The sequence below is a fragment of the Paenibacillus diazotrophicus genome, assembly GCF_042610465.1.
This window is the reverse complement of the sequence record NZ_JBGJZN010000013.1, coordinates 36,984-52,360: the sequence shown is the minus strand read 5'-3', so window position 1 is coordinate 52,360 and position 15,377 is coordinate 36,984. Positions and strand designations below refer to the sequence as shown.

Here is a 15,377-nt window from a genome sequence, read left to right as displayed (position 1 = left end):
AGGGAATGACATGGCTAATCAAGTCCGGGTGCGTTACGCACCAAGCCCTACGGGACATTTACATATCGGAAATGCCAGAACGGCGTTATTCAATTATTTATTTGCCCGTAATCTGGGAGGCAAATTTATTATCCGTATCGAAGATACGGACGTAAAACGTAATATTGCTGAAGGGGAAGAAAGCCAGCTCAAATATTTGAAATGGCTGGGAATGGATTGGGATGAGAGTGTCGATGTCGGCGGTGAATACGGACCTTACCGCCAGACGGAACGTCTGGATCTTTACCGCATATACTGGCAGGACCTGCTTGACCGGGGACTAGCGTACCGATGCTACTGCACAGAAGAAGAGCTTGAAGCTGAACGTGAAGAGCAGACCGCTAGAGGCGAGACTCCGCGTTATTCCGGCAAACACCGGAACCTGACTGAAGATCAGCGCCAGGCTTATGAAGCAGAAGGACGTATAGCAAGTATCCGCTTCCGTGTGCCAGAGGATCGCACTTATACCTTTGATGATATCGTTAAGGGCAGTATTTCTTTTAATTCCAAGGAGATGGGCGACTTTGTCATTGTGAAGAAGGATGGAATACCAACCTATAACTTCGCTGTTGCAGTGGATGATCATCTGATGGAGATTACCCATGTGTTGCGCGGGGAAGACCATATCTCGAATACACCTCGCCAATTGATGATTTATGAAGCACTGGGCTGGGAAGCGCCGCTATTTGGACACATGACCCTGATTGTTGGGGATGACCACAAGAAGCTGAGCAAACGTAATGAATCCATTATTCAATTCATTGAGCAGTACGATCAGCTGGGCTATCTGCCAGAGGCATTGTTCAACTTTATTGCATTGCTGGGCTGGTCGCCGGAGGGAGAAGAGGAGATTTTCAGCAAAGAAGAGCTGATCTCTATCTTCAATGCAAACCGGCTATCCAAGAGTCCTGCCGTATTCGATACCAACAAGCTGTCGCATTTGAATAACCACTATATCAAGCATGCAGATCCTAAGCGGATCGCGGCGTTAGCTATTCCCCATCTGCAAAAAGCAGGAAGATTGCCGGATGCACTGAATGAAGAGCAGCAGGCATGGGCGGAAAGTCTGGTTGCTCTATACCAGGAGCAGATGACTTCTGCATCGAACATCGTAGAGCTGTCCGAGCTGTTTTTCCGCAGTCATGTAGAGCTCGAGACAGAAGCTGCCCAGATTCTGGCCGAAGACCAGGTGCCTGAAGTCTTGTCCGCTTTCCTGAGCAAGGTAGAAGCCACAGATGAATTTACCGCCAGCAACATGGCCGTCCTGATTAAAGAAGTCCAGAAAGAAACCGGACATAAGGGTAAGGCGCTGTTTATGCCAATCCGTGTTGCTTTAACCGGACAGACACATGGCCGTGATCTGAATGCGACAATAGTTCTTTTGGGCCGTAACCGGGTCATCGATCGTCTGAAATCGCAGATCAAAGGGGCCTAAGAAGAAGTAACAGGAGGGGCATCCCCTTGTCAGCCTGTTGTCTTTTAGCTAAGATAGAAGCATACAATAATAGCTGGGATCAGGAAAAGTAAGCGCACAAAGACAATTGCCAGAGAGAATAACCGCCAAGGGACTGTTCCTTTGCAGGCTGGGAGTTATTCATTTGTCTGCCGCTGAACATGCGCCTGTGAGCTGCACGGTTGAGTGTTCCTTCATGGGACATTAGACAGTGCCGGGGACGTTACCGTTACAGACGCCAAGAGGGACAGAAGCACTTACTGGCTGAGAATGGTGAATCCGGTGAATCATGCAACGTCCAAGCAGAGTGGGACCGCGGTTAAACGTCTCTGCAGCATTATGCTGCAGGGGCGTTTTTTGTTGAAATGCATGTATATAAAGAGAACGTGGGCTGTAGATAATACCTTCCTTATGCGTACCTGTTAACAGGAGGCGAGGAAGTCAAAGAAGAGGGGAACCGTGATGTTTAAGCATGTCAAGTCGGACATACGGGCAGTATTCGACAACGATCCCGCAGCCCGCAGCTGGTTTGAGGTTGTCTTCACCTACGCCGGGCTTCACGCTATTTGGGCACACCGGATAGCTCATTCTTTTTATAAACGGCGCTGGTTTACGCTTGCACGTATCGTTTCCCAAGTTAGCAGATTTATGACCGGTGTTGAAATTCATCCAGGGGCAACGATTGGCAACCGCTTATTCATTGACCATGGAATGGGCATTGTGATTGGAGAAACCTGCGAAATCGGGGATGATGTGATTATTTATCAAGGAGTCACACTCGGGGGAACGGGTAAAGAAAAAGGGAAACGTCATCCGACCGTAGGCAATAATGTTGTGATCGGCTCCGGTGCAAAAGTATTGGGATCGTTCCGGATCGGCGATAATTGCAATATCGGTTCCAATTCGGTTGTTCTCCGTGAAGTGCCAAGCAACAGTACAGTGGTGGGCAACCCTGGGAGGGTGGTCAAACGGAATGGTGAACGGGTATCTGACAGGCTCGACCACACCAAAATGCCGGATCCCCTGGTCGATTCCCTGCGTTTTTTACAGAAAGAGATCGAAGAAATCAGAGAAAAGCTGGGTACAGAGGACCATCAGAAGCAGGAGCAGAGACGCCTGGAGAGCCAGCAGTATATAGGTGATTACGAAATCTAAGCATACTGGTATTCAACAGAATCCGCGGTCAAATAGAAAGGATTGGGAACAAACATGGCATTGCAAATCTATAACACAATGACGCGCAGTAAGGAACAATTTGTCCCACAGGAATCAGGCAAGGTTAAAATGTACGTGTGCGGTCCAACCGTCTACGGCTACATGCATATAGGCAATGCCAGACCGGTGATTGTTTTTGACATCGTCCGGAACTATCTGGAACAGATAGGGTATGAAGTCAATTATGTTACCAACTTTACGGATGTAGACGACAAACTGATCCGCAAGGCAGAAGAGATGAATACTACTGTAGCAGAGGTTGCGGAAACGTTTATCAAAGCCTACTGGGAGGATCTTGCAGGACTTAGTGTAAAACCAGCGACGATGAACCCCCGGGTTACGCAGAGCATGGAGCTGATTATCGAGTTCATTAAGGAGCTTGAGGAAAAAGGCTACGCCTACGAAAATGGCGGTGACGTCTATTACCGTACAGCCAAATTTACTGATTACGGCAAGCTTTCCCGCCAGAATCTGGAGGAGCTGCATTTCGGCATCCGGGTGGAAGTTGATTCACGCAAAGAAAAGCCCGAGGATTTTGTCCTCTGGAAAGCAGCGAAGCCTGGAGAAATCCATTGGCACAGTCCATGGGGAGACGGACGTCCTGGTTGGCATATCGAGTGCTCAGCCATGGCCCGTGAGTTTCTTGGCGATACTATTGATATTCATGGCGGTGGACAGGATCTCCAGTTTCCGCACCATGAGTGCGAATGTGCTCAGACGGAAGCTTTAAGCGGTAAGCCGCTTTCTAACTACTGGATGCATAACGGGTTTATTAATATCGGTGATGAAAAAATGTCGAAATCGCTCGGCAACGGTCTGCTGGTAAAGGATATCCGCCAGCGCTTCAAACCGGCAACGATCCGTTATTTCATGCTCTCGACCCATTACCGCAATCCGCTGAATTTCACTGAAGAATCCATGCTGTCCGCTGAAAAAAGCGCTGAACGTATTGCACTTGCGGAGAGCAACGTGAAGCACCGCCTTGAGCTTGATCCGGAAGGTGCCAAAGGTCAGGCAAGCGAACAGATCACAGAACGTTTGGCTGCGATTACAGGCAATTTCCATGCCAAGATGCAGGATGACTTTAACACTCCAGATGCCATTACAGCAATTTTTGACTGGGTAAGCCTTGCGAATAATACACTTGCGAACTCAGAAGTGCCGTCTGCGGACTTCGCGGCGTTACTGCAAGCTTTTGCCGAAATGAACACTGTGCTGCGACTGACCCCGGAGATTAAGGAGGAGGTTGCTGGAGAAGAAGTGGAGAGACTGATTGCTGAACGTGCCGAAGCACGCAAGAACAAGAATTGGGGACGTTCCGATGAGATCCGCGATGAGCTAAGTGCAATGGGCATACTGCTTGAGGATACTCCGCAAGGAATGCGGTGGCGGCGTAAATGAGCGGGCCATTTAATCCGGAGAGTGCCTGGTTCCCCTACGAGCCCTCCAAACCGGCACGTCTCCTTTCTCCATTGGTACTGGCGTATGCCGGAGATGCTATTTATGAAGTGGCAGTTCGCCAGTATTTGATCTCGCTGCCGAATCTGCGTCCGAATCATTTACACCGTACAGCGACCGGACTGGTCTCAGCCAAAGCACAGAGCACAATCCTTGCCTTTCTGGAGCCGATGCTTACGGATGAAGAGAAGGATGTTGCCCGGCAGGGGCGGAATGCCAAATCCGGGACCATTCCCAAGAATGCGGATGTGCTGGAATATAGGCATGCTACAGCCTTTGAGTGCCTAATTGGTCATTTGTATTACACAGGCCAGCAAGCCCGCATCCAAGAACTCGTTGACAGCAGCATCCAATATATGATGAACCGGCCCAAGTAAGGCCGTAAGGTAGAGATATTTAGAATAGGAGGCATGAACATGGAAGAATTGAGGACAGAAGAAGAAGTATTGGCGGGCAAGCATTCAGTGCTTGAGGCGCTTCGTGCCGGCCGTACACTTAATAAGATATGGATCGCTGAAACGGCGCAAAAACACTTAACAGCACCCATTATTGCCGAAGCGCGTAAAGCGGGAATTGTGATTCAGCATGTGGATAAAAGAAAGCTGGACCAGCTTGCGCCTGGCGTACAGCACCAAGGAGTAGTAGCACAAGCTGCACCTTTTGCCTATGCAGAGGTTGCAGATATTCTGGCTGCCGCAGAAGCCAAAGGAGAACCGCCGTTTCTGATTCTGCTTGATGAAATCGAAGATCCGCACAATCTGGGATCCATCCTTCGAACAGCCGACTGTACCGGTGTGCACGGAGTTATTGTTCCGAAACGTCGGTCTGCGCAAATCACGGCAACTGTATCCAAAACCTCTGCAGGAGCAGTAGAATATGTTCCAGTCGCACGCGTGACCAACCTAGGACAGACGATTGACCGCCTCAAAGAGCTTGGGGTATGGGTAGTCGGAACCGATGTGGATACAGATCAGAATCTCTATGCTTCTGATATATTTACAGGTCCGGTAGCAGTGGTGATAGGGAATGAGAATAAAGGAATGGGCCGCCTGATCCGGGAGAAATGTGACGTGCTGCTAAAACTTCCGATGGCCGGGAAAATTAACTCGCTAAACGCTTCAGTTGCCGCAGGCGTTATTATGTATGAGGTGCTGCGCCGCCGGCAACAGCAGGGATAGTTATGGCCGACTGGCGCGATATTCTGCTTGTGGATGGCTACAATATGATTGGCGGCTGGCCTGATCTTGCCGAATTATCACTTACAGGAATGCAGGAAGCGCGCGACCGGCTGCTGGATATGCTTGCTGATTATCAGGCATTCTCGGGACTGCGTGTCATTGCCGTATTCGATGCCTACCGTGTGCCGGGATTGGGCAGATCTTTTGTGCAGGGGAAAGTACAGGTGTTCTTCACCAAGGAAAAAGAAACAGCAGATGAATGCATAGAGCGGCTGGTCGGGGAGTTTAATCACCGCAGACGGCAGATTTACGTGGCGACCAGCGACTTTGTGGAGCAGCACGTTATCTTTGCACAAGGAGCACTGCGGATATCAGCCCGTGAGCTGCGTCTGGAGATTGAAGAAAACCAGAAACAGGTTAAGAAGGCAATCGAGCCGGGGAGCATCAGTTCCACTAGGCACTCACTGGAAGATAAGCTGCCGCCTGAAGTCCGCAAACGGCTGGAGGACTGGCGCCGTCAGTAATATAACTGGGATTAAAGCGTTTTCGTGAAAAATACCATAAAATGTTATTGAAGATTGATTTTGGACAATCTGCGGTTGACGGTGTAAGGTAACATAATATATACTGATCCTATATTTGCGAAGTAACGATGTGTCTTGCGTTGCAGCCGGGGGGATTCTTGGTGAGTGTCGACCTCAAGGAAATAATGCTGTCCGAGTATGATTTCATAAGCGATGAAGAAATTGTCGAGATCTTCCGTGGTGGCGACAGTGGCGCATTGGAACATTTAATCAATAAGTACCGTAATTTTGTCCGTGCCAAAGCCCGTTCGTATTTTCTGATTGGGGCAGACCGTGAAGATATCGTGCAGGAAGGTATGATAGGCCTGTACAAGGCGATTCGTGACTTCAAAGGTGACAAACTTTCTTCATTCAAGGCATTTGCCGAGCTCTGCATTACTCGTCAGATTATTACCGCTATTAAGACGGCTACCCGCCAGAAGCATATACCGCTCAATTCCTATGTCTCATTGGACAAGCCAATTTACGATGAGGATTCCGATCGGACGCTTATGGATGTCATTTGCGGAACACAGGTGCTTGATCCGGAAGAATTGATTATTAACCAGGAAGAGTTCATTGGTCTGGAAGATAAGATGGCCGAGATTCTGAGTGATCTGGAACGTAAGGTTCTAATGCTCTATCTAGACGGACGGTCCTATCAGGAGATTGCAGAGGATCTGAAGCGCCATGTGAAATCGATAGACAACGCCTTGCAGAGAGTGAAGCGGAAATTGGAAAGATATCTGGAAGTGCGTGACAATTAATGATATACTGTACAGGAAAGGCTCGGACATCGAGTCTTTTTTTAGTGTTTTGAGAGTGTTCTAATGAATGGACAGACAGATTGTAGCCCTTTGCCGTTGACAGTAGGTTTATACGCAATGCAAATGCCCCATAATGATAAGTAGAAATGAATAAGTTATTCCCCAAAAAAAAGGAATGCTTTCGTTTTAGCGATGGTTTACCGGCAGATTCTCCTGGAGGATCTGAAGAGGGTTCATGCAATTATGGAATCTGATCTTACAGGATGGACAGCGATTGGCGCGAAAAGTTAAGGACAGAGACTACGTGCGTTATCAGGCTTCAGCACCCGAAATTACCCAATGCGATGGGGGAAATCTTTCGTTGACACAGTGGTTGACATTATGCTAAAGTGTTTTAGGTAGGCCTAAATTCGCGGCTTTTTTTTAGGATCAATATTTGCGTCTTCTAATTTCATGATTAGAAGGACGTCTTCGGGAGGTGCACATCATGCGGGTAATTATCACTTTGGCTTGTACAAGTTGCAAACAAAGAAACTATGCGACAACCAAAAACAAGCGAAATCACCCCGACCGCTTGGAGATGAAGAAATTTTGCAAGTTCTGTAACGAGCAAACTCCTCATCGCGAAACCAGATAGTCTTTGGAGGTGTAGTCGGCGTGAAACGTAGTTTCAAGTCTTTGTTTTCCTTTTTCACTGAGAGCTGGAGTGAACTCAAAAAAGTTCGCTGGCCTAGCCGTAAAGAATTGAAAAACTATACATTGATCGTTCTCGGTACAATTGTAGTGATCGCTCTTTACTTCTGGGTTCTGGACATCGGTATTTCCGCTGTGATCGAAAGGATTATTTAGAGAGGTCCCAGGTGGCTTGGTATGGAAAAAAGATGGTATGTTGTTCATACCTATTCCGGGTATGAGAATAAGGTCAAGGCCAATTTGGAAAAACGCGTTGAGTCCATGGGCATGGAAGACAAAATATTCCGTGTTCTTGTTCCTATGGAAGAAGAACTGGTAAACAAGGACGGCAAGAAAAAAACCGTCATGCGTAAAGTTTACCCTGGTTATGTTTTGGTCGAAATGGTTCAAACTGATGATTCTTGGTATGTAGTCCGCAATACGCCGGGCGTTACCGGATTTGTTGGTTCGACAGGTTCCGGGTCCAAACCTACCGCTCTGCTTCCTGAAGAAGTTGAACAGATTCTGAAGCATATGGGCATGGTTGAACCTAAAGCGAAGATTGATTTCGAAATTAAGGAATCCGTACGTATTATGGTTGGTCCCTTTGCGAATTTTGTGGGCTCTGTGGAAGAAATTTTGGCTGATAAGAGCAAGATCAAAGTGCATGTCAACATGTTTGGACGGGAAACCCCGCTGGAGTTGGATTTCACTCAAGTGGAGAAAATATAACAGCCGCAAGGGTTTCTTGTGGGAGAACACTCTATAGTGTTCGAATACCACTATTTTTGCAAGGAGGTGTCACTCATGGCTAAAAAAGTAATTAAAATGGTGAAACTGCAGATTCCTGCAGGGAAAGCGAATCCAGCGCCTCCAGTAGGTCCAGCGTTAGGTCAAGCAGGTGTCAACATCATGGCATTCTGTAAGGAATTCAACGCTCGTACTGCTGATCAGGCTGGTCTGATCATCCCGGTTGAAATCACAGTATTTGAAGACCGTTCCTTTACCTTCATCACCAAAACTCCTCCGGCTGCTGTTCTGCTTCGCATCGCTGCGAAAGTAGAAAAAGGATCCGGTGAACCAAACAAGAAAAAAGTAGCGAAACTGGGCCGCGCAGCGGTTCGTGAAATCGCCGAAACAAAAATGCCTGACCTTAACGCTGCATCTATCGAAGCTGCAATGCGTATGGTTGAAGGTACTGCCCGCAGTATGGGAATCACAATCGAAGACTAATATGTTTTCGATGAACCGGTCTTACATGACCGCAATATGTGGGAGGAATTTCCGCTAACACCACAAAGGAGGAACATTTTCATGGCTAAACACGGTAAGAAATACCAGGAATCTGCTAAGCTGATTAACAGCGAAGCAACTTACGAGCCTTCAGAAGCTGTAGAGCTTGTGAAAAAGGCGGCAACTGCCAAATTCGACGAAACCGTTGAAGCAGCAGTTCGTCTGGGTGTAGACCCGCGTAAACAAGACCAAGCAGTTCGTGGTGTAGTTGTCCTGCCACACGGCACAGGTAAAACACAACGCGTGCTTGTATTTGCAAAAGGTGAAAAAGCGAAAGAAGCGGAAGCTGCTGGCGCGGATTTTGTAGGCGATCAGGATATGATCAACAAGATCCAACAGGGCTGGTTTGAATTCGACGTCTGCGTAGCTACACCTGATATGATGAGTGAAGTCGGTAAACTTGGTCGTCTTCTTGGTGGTAAAGGTCTTATGCCTAACCCTAAAGCCGGCACAGTTACTTTCGATGTTACTAAAGCTGTTCAAGAAATTAAAGCTGGTAAAATCGAATACCGTCTCGATAAAGCAGGCCAAATTCACGCGCCTATCGGCAAAGTGTCTTTTAATGCTGAGCAATTGAACGAAAACCTTAAATCCCTGATCGACGCCCTGAACCGTGCGAAACCAGCTGCTGCCAAAGGTGTATACCTTAAAGGCATCGCAATTTCGTCTACTATGGGACCAAGCGCTCGTGTGAATGCAGCTGCATTCAGATAAATAAAGGTTGACTCTCTGAGTCATCTTTGATAATCTGTAACAGTTGTGAACTTTAAGGTGATCATTCTTCAACTTGAATATGCTTACCGTAGACAGTAGGTGCCGAGAGGCTTAATTCCCTACCGAGGTGTTGTGATAGAAACAAGAAGTGTAAGGCGCGTGCCTGACCACTATCGTTTTATCAAGCCTTCGTGAATCTGCGGAGGCTTTTCTAATGCCTGCGTAGGACGGTGCGGATTCCTCGGAAGTAACCACCGTGACATAATTTTTCAGGAGGTGTATACAATTGGCAAATGTAAAAGTAATCCAAGCTAAACAGGATGCGGTTGATGTCGTTACTGGCAAGCTGCAAAACAGTGTATCTACTGTTGTTGTCGACTACCGCGGATTGAACGTTGCCCAAGTGACTGAACTGCGCAAGCAGCTTCGTGAAGCTGGGGTGGATTTTCAAGTCCTGAAGAACACATTGGTTCGTCGTGCAACAGCTGCGGCTGAACTGACTGATCTCGATGCTGTTCTGACTGGCCCTACAGCGGTCGCTTTCAGCGAAACAGACGCAGTAGCAGCGGCTAAGATTCTGAATGATTTCGCTAAAAAGAACGACGCTCTGAAGCTTAAGGGTGGCGTTGTGGAAGGCCGTGTCATTGATGCGGACCAACTAAAAGCACTGGCTGAGCTTCCTTCCCGCGAAGGTTTGCTGTCCATGCTGCTTAGCGTGCTTCAAGCTCCAATGCGCAACTTCGCGCTTGCAGTTAAAGCCGTTGCTGACAAGGAAGAACAAAGCGCGTAAGCCTTTGCTTCTTGCATCATAATCATTACCACAAAATAATTTTAATATAAAATGGAGGTTCAATCATGAGCAAAGAAACAATCTTGGAAGAAATTAAAGGCATGAGCGTATTGGAACTGAACGACCTGGTTAAAGCAATCGAAGAAGAATTCGGCGTAACTGCAGCAGCTCCAGTAGCTGTTGGTGGCGCAGTAGCAGCAGTAGTAGAAGAACAATCCGAATTCGACGTAATTTTGACAAGCGCTGGCGCTTCCAAAATCAACGTTATCAAGATCGTTCGCGAAATCACAGGCCTTGGCTTGAAAGAAGCTAAAGACCTCGTAGACAACGCACCAAAAGCAATCAAAGAAAAAGTAAGCAAAGAAGAAGCCGACACTACCAAAGCAAAATTGGAAGAAGCAGGCGCAGCTGTAGAAGTGAAGTAATATAAGCTTTATGGTTTTGTACCGGGAATAGGTATTCTGCCTGCTCCCGGTTCTGGCAACCCCCTTGAACTTGTTCAAGGGGGTTGCTGTATAAGTTATACCTGCTAGAAATGAGCAGAATGAAAGGGAGGATTATATGTCGCAGCATTATTACTCGCAGCAGCCGGATGCACGTCATGACAGACGCACCATCGATACGGTTCTAAGAGGAAAAAGCCTCCGCTTTACCAGCGACGCCGGTGTCTTTTCTAAAGGAGACATTGATTACGGCAGCCGTGTATTAATCGAAACAATGGATATTCCGGATGGAACGTCCGTGCTTGATGTGGGTTGTGGTTACGGCCCGATTGGGATTAGCGCCGCTTATCTGGCTCCCAAGGGACACATCACGATGATTGACATTAACAGCCGGGCGGTAGAGCTAGCACGTGAGAATGCCAGGAACAATGGCTTTAACAATGTAACTGTATTGGAGAGCGATGTACTCTCTGCAGTGAAGGGTCAGAAATTCGATGTGATTTTGACAAATCCTCCGATTCGAGCCGGTAAAGCGGTCGTACATCAAATTTTTGAACAAGCCTATGAGCATTTGAATGAGGGTGGTACGCTGTGGGTTGTGATCCAGAAAAAACAGGGTGCACCATCAGCATCGGCCAAGCTTGAGAGTATGTTTGAGGATGTAGAAGAAGTTGGGAAAGATAAAGGTTATCGAATTATTAAAGCGCGGAAATAAAAATATATATCCTGTTGACATGTATTGTCGATAGTGTTATTATTATAAAATGTCAGTATTAAGATAGGCTCCATGTCTTTAGTTTGCTGAAATGTCAAGTAATATATTGTCGCCGGTAAGCGCATGCCGTACGGCAAGTTTTTGCGAATTCAGTTCTCTATGTTCCTTTCACGGCGAAGGTCGCCGGGTCAATAGATAATAGCGCATAAACTGTTGCTTGGTGACGTATAATACCTACGTTTTAGGCAAATCTACGGATAAGGAGTATTTTGGCCGTGGAAAGATGCGCTCTTTTTTCGAAGATTTCGATAAGGGCTTTTCTTTATTTATGGCTGAGTCCTTGTGTTATTGTTCCATTATACGGGTCCAAACAAGGGTTCGCAATCAAATTTTTAAGTGAGTAGACATGAGGGGTGAGTAAAGTTGGCAGGACATCTTGTTCAGTATGGTCGACGCACTCGGCGGAGCTATGCGAGAATTAAAGAGGTACTCGAGGTCCCTAACCTGATCGAGATCCAACAAAAATCGTATGATTGGTTTTTGGAGGAAGGTTTGCGTGAAATGTTCCAGGACATCTCGCCAATCCAGGATTTCACAGGTAATTTGGTGCTTGAGTTCATTGATTACAGCCTAGGCGAACCGAAGTATACGGTTGACGACGCTAAAGAGCGGGACGTAACATATGCGGCTCCTCTGCGTGTGAAGGTGCGGCTCATCAATAAGGAGACCGGTGAGGTCAAAGAGCAGGAAGTGTTCATGGGAGATTTCCCGCTGATGACGGAGACCGGCACTTTTATTATCAATGGTGCGGAACGGGTTATTGTCAGCCAGTTGGTTCGCTCTCCAAGCGTCTATTTCAGCACAAAAGTGGATAAAAACGGCAAAAAAACCTACACCGCCACAGTAATTCCAAACCGTGGAGCCTGGCTGGAATTGGAGACGGACGCTAAGGACATCATGTATGTTCGTATCGATCGCACACGTAAAATTCCTGTTACCGTCCTTCTGCGTGCTCTCGGTTTCGGCAGTGATGCCGAGATTCTGGAACTGCTTGGAAATGATGAATATATTCGAAATACGCTGGATAAAGACAATACCGACTCGACTGAGAAGGCGCTTATTGAAATCTACGAGCGTCTGCGTCCGGGCGAGCCTCCGACATTGGATAACGCAAAAAGTCTTTTGGTCGCGCGTTTCTTCGATCCAAAGCGCTATGATTTGGCTAATGTCGGTCGTTACAAGATCAATAAAAAGCTGCACATTAAGAATCGTTTGTTTAACCAGCGGTTGGCACAGCCATTGGTTGATGAATCCACTGGAGAAATTCTGGCGGAATCCGGACAAATGGTTGACCGCAGACTTTTGGATGAGTTGATTCCTTATTTTGAGAAGGAAGTCGCTGCCAAAACTTATCGTGTGACTGGTGGAGTCGTGGACAGCGAAGATATCCCGCTGCAAACGATCGATGTATTCTCGCCGATTGAAGAAGGCCGGGTTATCAAACTGATTGCTAACGGCAATATCGATAAATCCGTTAAACACATTACACAGGCTGATATTATCTCCTCGATCAGCTACTTTATAAATTTGCTGCACGGCATCGGCAATACAGATGATATTGACCATTTGGGTAACCGTCGTTTGCGTTCCGTAGGTGAACTTCTGCAGAACCAATTCCGTATCGGTTTATCCCGTATGGAACGTGTAGTTCGTGAGAGAATGTCGATTCAGGATGCGAATGCCATAACTCCGCAGGCTCTGATCAATATTCGTCCGGTTATCGCGTCCATTAAAGAGTTCTTCGGTAGCTCACAATTGTCACAGTTTATGGACCAGACGAACCCGCTTGCAGAACTTACGCATAAACGTCGTCTGTCTGCACTGGGACCAGGTGGTCTGACTCGTGAACGCGCGGGCTTTGAGGTTCGCGACGTCCATCACAGTCACTACGGTCGTATGTGTCCAATTGAAACACCGGAAGGTCCGAACATTGGTCTGATTAACTCCTTGTCTACCTTTGCCCGCATCAACGAATACGGATTTATTGAAGCTCCATATCGTTGGGTGGATCCAAAAACCGGCAAGGTGACCGAGCATATCGATTATTTGACCGCCGATGAAGAAGATAACTATGTAGTTGCTCAGGCGAACGTGCAGATTGATGAAGATGGAACCTTTAAGGAAGATATGGTTATCGTTCGTTACAACAAGGATTCGGACAACATCACCACTATGCCTAGTAACCGCGTTGACTACATGGATGTATCGCCAAAACAGGTTGTATCAGTCGCTACGGCACTCATTCCGTTCCTTGAGAACGATGACTCCAACCGCGCACTGATGGGATCCAACATGCAGCGCCAAGCCGTTCCACTTCTGATTCCGAAGGCTCCGCTTGTCGGTACTGGAATGGAGCACAAATCCGCTAAGGACTCTGGCGTATGTATTGTCTCCAAATATGACGGTATTATTGAACGTTCTTCTGCCAACGAAATCTGGCTGCGCCGGGTTGAGATGATTGAAGGCAAAGAAGTCAAAGGTGATATCGTTAAGTATAAATTACACAAATTTATGCGTTCGAACCAAGGTACCTGCATAAATCAGCGTCCGCTGGCTAAAAGAGGCGACGTTGTGAAGAAGGGTGATATTCTTGCAGATGGTCCTTCCACAGAAATGGGTGAATTGGCCCTGGGCCGCAACGTAGTGGTTGCGTTCATGACTTGGGAAGGTTACAACTACGAGGATGCGATCCTGCTAAGCGAAAAGCTTGTTAAGGAAGATGTATACACTTCAATTCATATTGAAGAATACGAATCCGAAGCGCGCGACACGAAGCTGGGACCTGAAGAGATTACGCGTGATATTCCGAATGTCGGTGAAGAAGCACTGCGTAACCTCGACGAACGCGGTATTATCCGTATTGGTGCAGAGATCAATGCTGGTGACATCCTGGTCGGCAAAGTAACTCCTAAGGGTGTAACTGAACTGACTGCTGAAGAGCGCTTGCTCCATGCAATCTTTGGTGAGAAGGCACGGGAAGTACGCGATACTTCACTGCGAGTTCCTCATGGTAGTGATGGCATTATCGTTGACGTCAAAGTCTTTACTCGTGAGAATGGTGATGAACTGCCTCCGGGTGTGAATCAATTGGTTCGTGTCTACATTGCTCAGAAACGTAAAATCTCTGAGGGTGACAAAATGGCCGGACGTCACGGTAACAAGGGTGTCGTTGCCCGTATTCTTCCTGAAGAAGATATGCCTTTCCTGCCGGATGGTACACCTGTACAGGTAGTATTGAACCCTCTGGGCGTTCCTTCCCGTATGAACATCGGACAGGTGCTGGAAGTTCATATTGGTATGGCTGCACTTCGTTTGGGTATTCACGTAGCCACTCCGGTATTTGACGGGGCGCGCGAGTATGACGTTTTTGATACGATGGAAGAAGCTGGCATGCAGCGCAATGGTAAAACTGTGCTATACGATGGACGTACAGGTGAACGCTTCGAACGTGAAGTAACTGTCGGTGTTATGCACATGATTAAGCTGGCGCACATGGTTGATGATAAGATTCATGCCCGCTCCACAGGTCCTTACTCACTCGTTACCCAGCAACCACTCGGTGGTAAAGCCCAGTTTGGTGGACAACGTTTCGGGGAAATGGAAGTTTGGGCGCTTGAAGCCTATGGCGCTGCTTACACACTGCAAGAAATTCTGACAGTTAAATCCGATGACGTGGTTGGACGTGTGAAAACGTACGAATCCATTGTCAAAGGTGAAAACTTACCTGAACCTGGTGTTCCAGAAGCGTTCAAAGTATTGATCAAGGAACTGCAGTCGCTTGGTATGGATGTTAAGATCCTCAGTGGCGATGAGCAGGAGATTGAGATGAAAGAACTGGACGATGAGGACGAGACGTCAGGCGATAAGCTGAGCCTTAACTTGGAAGGCGCAGAAGTCGGTATAGAATAGTTCGATGGAAGATAATTTCATGAAATGAACCGTGCCCTCTGTTGACCTAACCGTCAAGAGAGGGCCTATGCGGTAATAAATCAAGATATAGATTAAGGAGGGTTGCTC

General features: G+C 47.3%; 16 protein-coding genes and 1 other annotated feature. All 16 genes read left to right on the top strand.

What is annotated here, in order from left to right:
• Positions 1–10 precede the first annotated feature (10 nt).
• Complete coding sequence (gene gltX, locus ACAN54_RS28780; protein WP_379163889.1) at positions 11–1,474, top strand: glutamate--tRNA ligase; 1,464 nt, start codon at positions 11–13, stop codon at positions 1,472–1,474.
• Positions 1,475–1,954: 480 nt separating this feature from the next.
• Complete coding sequence (gene cysE / locus ACAN54_RS28775) at positions 1,955–2,647, top strand: serine O-acetyltransferase (protein ID WP_379163886.1); 693 nt, start codon at positions 1,955–1,957, stop codon at positions 2,645–2,647.
• A gap of 54 nt (positions 2,648–2,701) precedes the next feature.
• A complete protein-coding gene (gene cysS, locus ACAN54_RS28770) occupies positions 2,702–4,108 on the top strand; it encodes a cysteine--tRNA ligase (RefSeq protein WP_379163883.1) in 1,407 nt (468 codons plus the stop codon).
• Entirely contained in the window at positions 4,105–4,542 is a 438-nt protein-coding gene (locus tag ACAN54_RS28765) for a Mini-ribonuclease 3 (RefSeq protein ID WP_379163880.1), read from the top strand. Before cysS ends, ACAN54_RS28765 begins: the two co-directional genes overlap by 4 nt.
• A gap of 39 nt (positions 4,543–4,581) precedes the next feature.
• Positions 4,582–5,343: a 23S rRNA (guanosine(2251)-2'-O)-methyltransferase RlmB gene (gene rlmB, locus ACAN54_RS28760; RefSeq protein ID WP_379163877.1), complete on the top strand. Its 762-nt coding sequence runs from the start codon at positions 4,582–4,584 to the stop codon at positions 5,341–5,343.
• A 2-nt stretch (positions 5,344–5,345) separates the two neighbouring features.
• A complete protein-coding gene (locus ACAN54_RS28755) occupies positions 5,346–5,867 on the top strand; it encodes an NYN domain-containing protein (RefSeq protein WP_379163874.1) in 522 nt (173 codons plus the stop codon).
• Between the two features lie 161 nt (positions 5,868–6,028).
• Positions 6,029–6,673, top strand: a complete 645-nt coding sequence (gene sigH, locus ACAN54_RS28750) for an RNA polymerase sporulation sigma factor SigH (RefSeq protein WP_019908203.1) — start codon at positions 6,029–6,031, stop codon at positions 6,671–6,673.
• A 487-nt stretch (positions 6,674–7,160) separates the two neighbouring features.
• A complete protein-coding gene (rpmG, locus tag ACAN54_RS28745; protein ID WP_074086515.1) occupies positions 7,161–7,310 on the top strand; it encodes a 50S ribosomal protein L33 in 150 nt (49 codons plus the stop codon).
• Between the two features lie 20 nt (positions 7,311–7,330).
• Complete coding sequence (gene secE, locus ACAN54_RS28740; RefSeq protein ID WP_019908206.1) at positions 7,331–7,522, top strand: preprotein translocase subunit SecE; 192 nt, start codon at positions 7,331–7,333, stop codon at positions 7,520–7,522.
• A gap of 21 nt (positions 7,523–7,543) precedes the next feature.
• Complete coding sequence (nusG, locus tag ACAN54_RS28735; RefSeq protein WP_020427084.1) at positions 7,544–8,077, top strand: transcription termination/antitermination protein NusG; 534 nt, start codon at positions 7,544–7,546, stop codon at positions 8,075–8,077.
• Between the two features lie 75 nt (positions 8,078–8,152).
• Positions 8,153–8,578 (top strand): 50S ribosomal protein L11, encoded by a 426-nt coding sequence (gene rplK, locus ACAN54_RS28730; RefSeq protein ID WP_020427083.1) that lies wholly within the window; start codon positions 8,153–8,155, stop codon positions 8,576–8,578.
• An 81-nt stretch (positions 8,579–8,659) separates the two neighbouring features.
• Entirely contained in the window at positions 8,660–9,352 is a 693-nt protein-coding gene (gene rplA, locus ACAN54_RS28725) for a 50S ribosomal protein L1 (protein WP_074086516.1), read from the top strand.
• Between the two features lie 68 nt (positions 9,353–9,420).
• Positions 9,421–9,574, top strand: a sequence feature (ribosomal protein L10 leader region).
• A gap of 64 nt (positions 9,575–9,638) precedes the next feature.
• Positions 9,639–10,142, top strand: a complete 504-nt coding sequence (rplJ, locus tag ACAN54_RS28720) for a 50S ribosomal protein L10 (protein ID WP_379163870.1) — start codon at positions 9,639–9,641, stop codon at positions 10,140–10,142.
• Positions 10,143–10,207: 65 nt separating this feature from the next.
• Positions 10,208–10,567, top strand: coding sequence for a 50S ribosomal protein L7/L12 (rplL, locus tag ACAN54_RS28715; protein ID WP_379163867.1), 360 nt, complete (start codon positions 10,208–10,210; stop codon positions 10,565–10,567).
• Positions 10,568–10,703: 136 nt separating this feature from the next.
• Complete coding sequence (locus ACAN54_RS28710; RefSeq protein WP_379163864.1) at positions 10,704–11,300, top strand: class I SAM-dependent methyltransferase; 597 nt, start codon at positions 10,704–10,706, stop codon at positions 11,298–11,300.
• Positions 11,301–11,723: 423 nt separating this feature from the next.
• Positions 11,724–15,269, top strand: coding sequence for a DNA-directed RNA polymerase subunit beta (gene rpoB / locus ACAN54_RS28705; RefSeq protein WP_379163861.1), 3,546 nt, complete (start codon positions 11,724–11,726; stop codon positions 15,267–15,269).
• The last annotated feature ends 108 nt before the right edge of the window (positions 15,270–15,377 follow it).

Excerpts from the sequence above, each read along its gene's own strand:
- ACAN54_RS28765 (WP_379163880.1), top strand. The coding sequence starts at position 4,105 with ATGAGCGGGCCATTTAATCCGGAGAGTGCCTGGTTCCCCTACGAGCCC.
- rplL (WP_379163867.1), top strand. The coding sequence starts at position 10,208 with ATGAGCAAAGAAACAATCTTGGAAGAAATTAAAGGCATGAGCGTATTG.
- rlmB (WP_379163877.1), top strand. The coding sequence starts at position 4,582 with ATGGAAGAATTGAGGACAGAAGAAGAAGTATTGGCGGGCAAGCATTCA.
- rplA (WP_074086516.1), top strand. The coding sequence starts at position 8,660 with ATGGCTAAACACGGTAAGAAATACCAGGAATCTGCTAAGCTGATTAAC.
- cysE (WP_379163886.1), top strand. The coding sequence starts at position 1,955 with ATGTTTAAGCATGTCAAGTCGGACATACGGGCAGTATTCGACAACGAT.
- rplK (WP_020427083.1), top strand. The coding sequence starts at position 8,153 with ATGGCTAAAAAAGTAATTAAAATGGTGAAACTGCAGATTCCTGCAGGG.
- rpmG (WP_074086515.1), top strand. The coding sequence starts at position 7,161 with ATGCGGGTAATTATCACTTTGGCTTGTACAAGTTGCAAACAAAGAAAC.
- ACAN54_RS28710 (WP_379163864.1), top strand. The coding sequence starts at position 10,704 with ATGTCGCAGCATTATTACTCGCAGCAGCCGGATGCACGTCATGACAGA.
- nusG (WP_020427084.1), top strand. The coding sequence starts at position 7,544 with ATGGAAAAAAGATGGTATGTTGTTCATACCTATTCCGGGTATGAGAAT.
- gltX (WP_379163889.1), top strand. The coding sequence starts at position 11 with ATGGCTAATCAAGTCCGGGTGCGTTACGCACCAAGCCCTACGGGACAT.
- cysS (WP_379163883.1), top strand. The coding sequence starts at position 2,702 with ATGGCATTGCAAATCTATAACACAATGACGCGCAGTAAGGAACAATTT.
- ACAN54_RS28755 (WP_379163874.1), top strand. The coding sequence starts at position 5,346 with ATGGCCGACTGGCGCGATATTCTGCTTGTGGATGGCTACAATATGATT.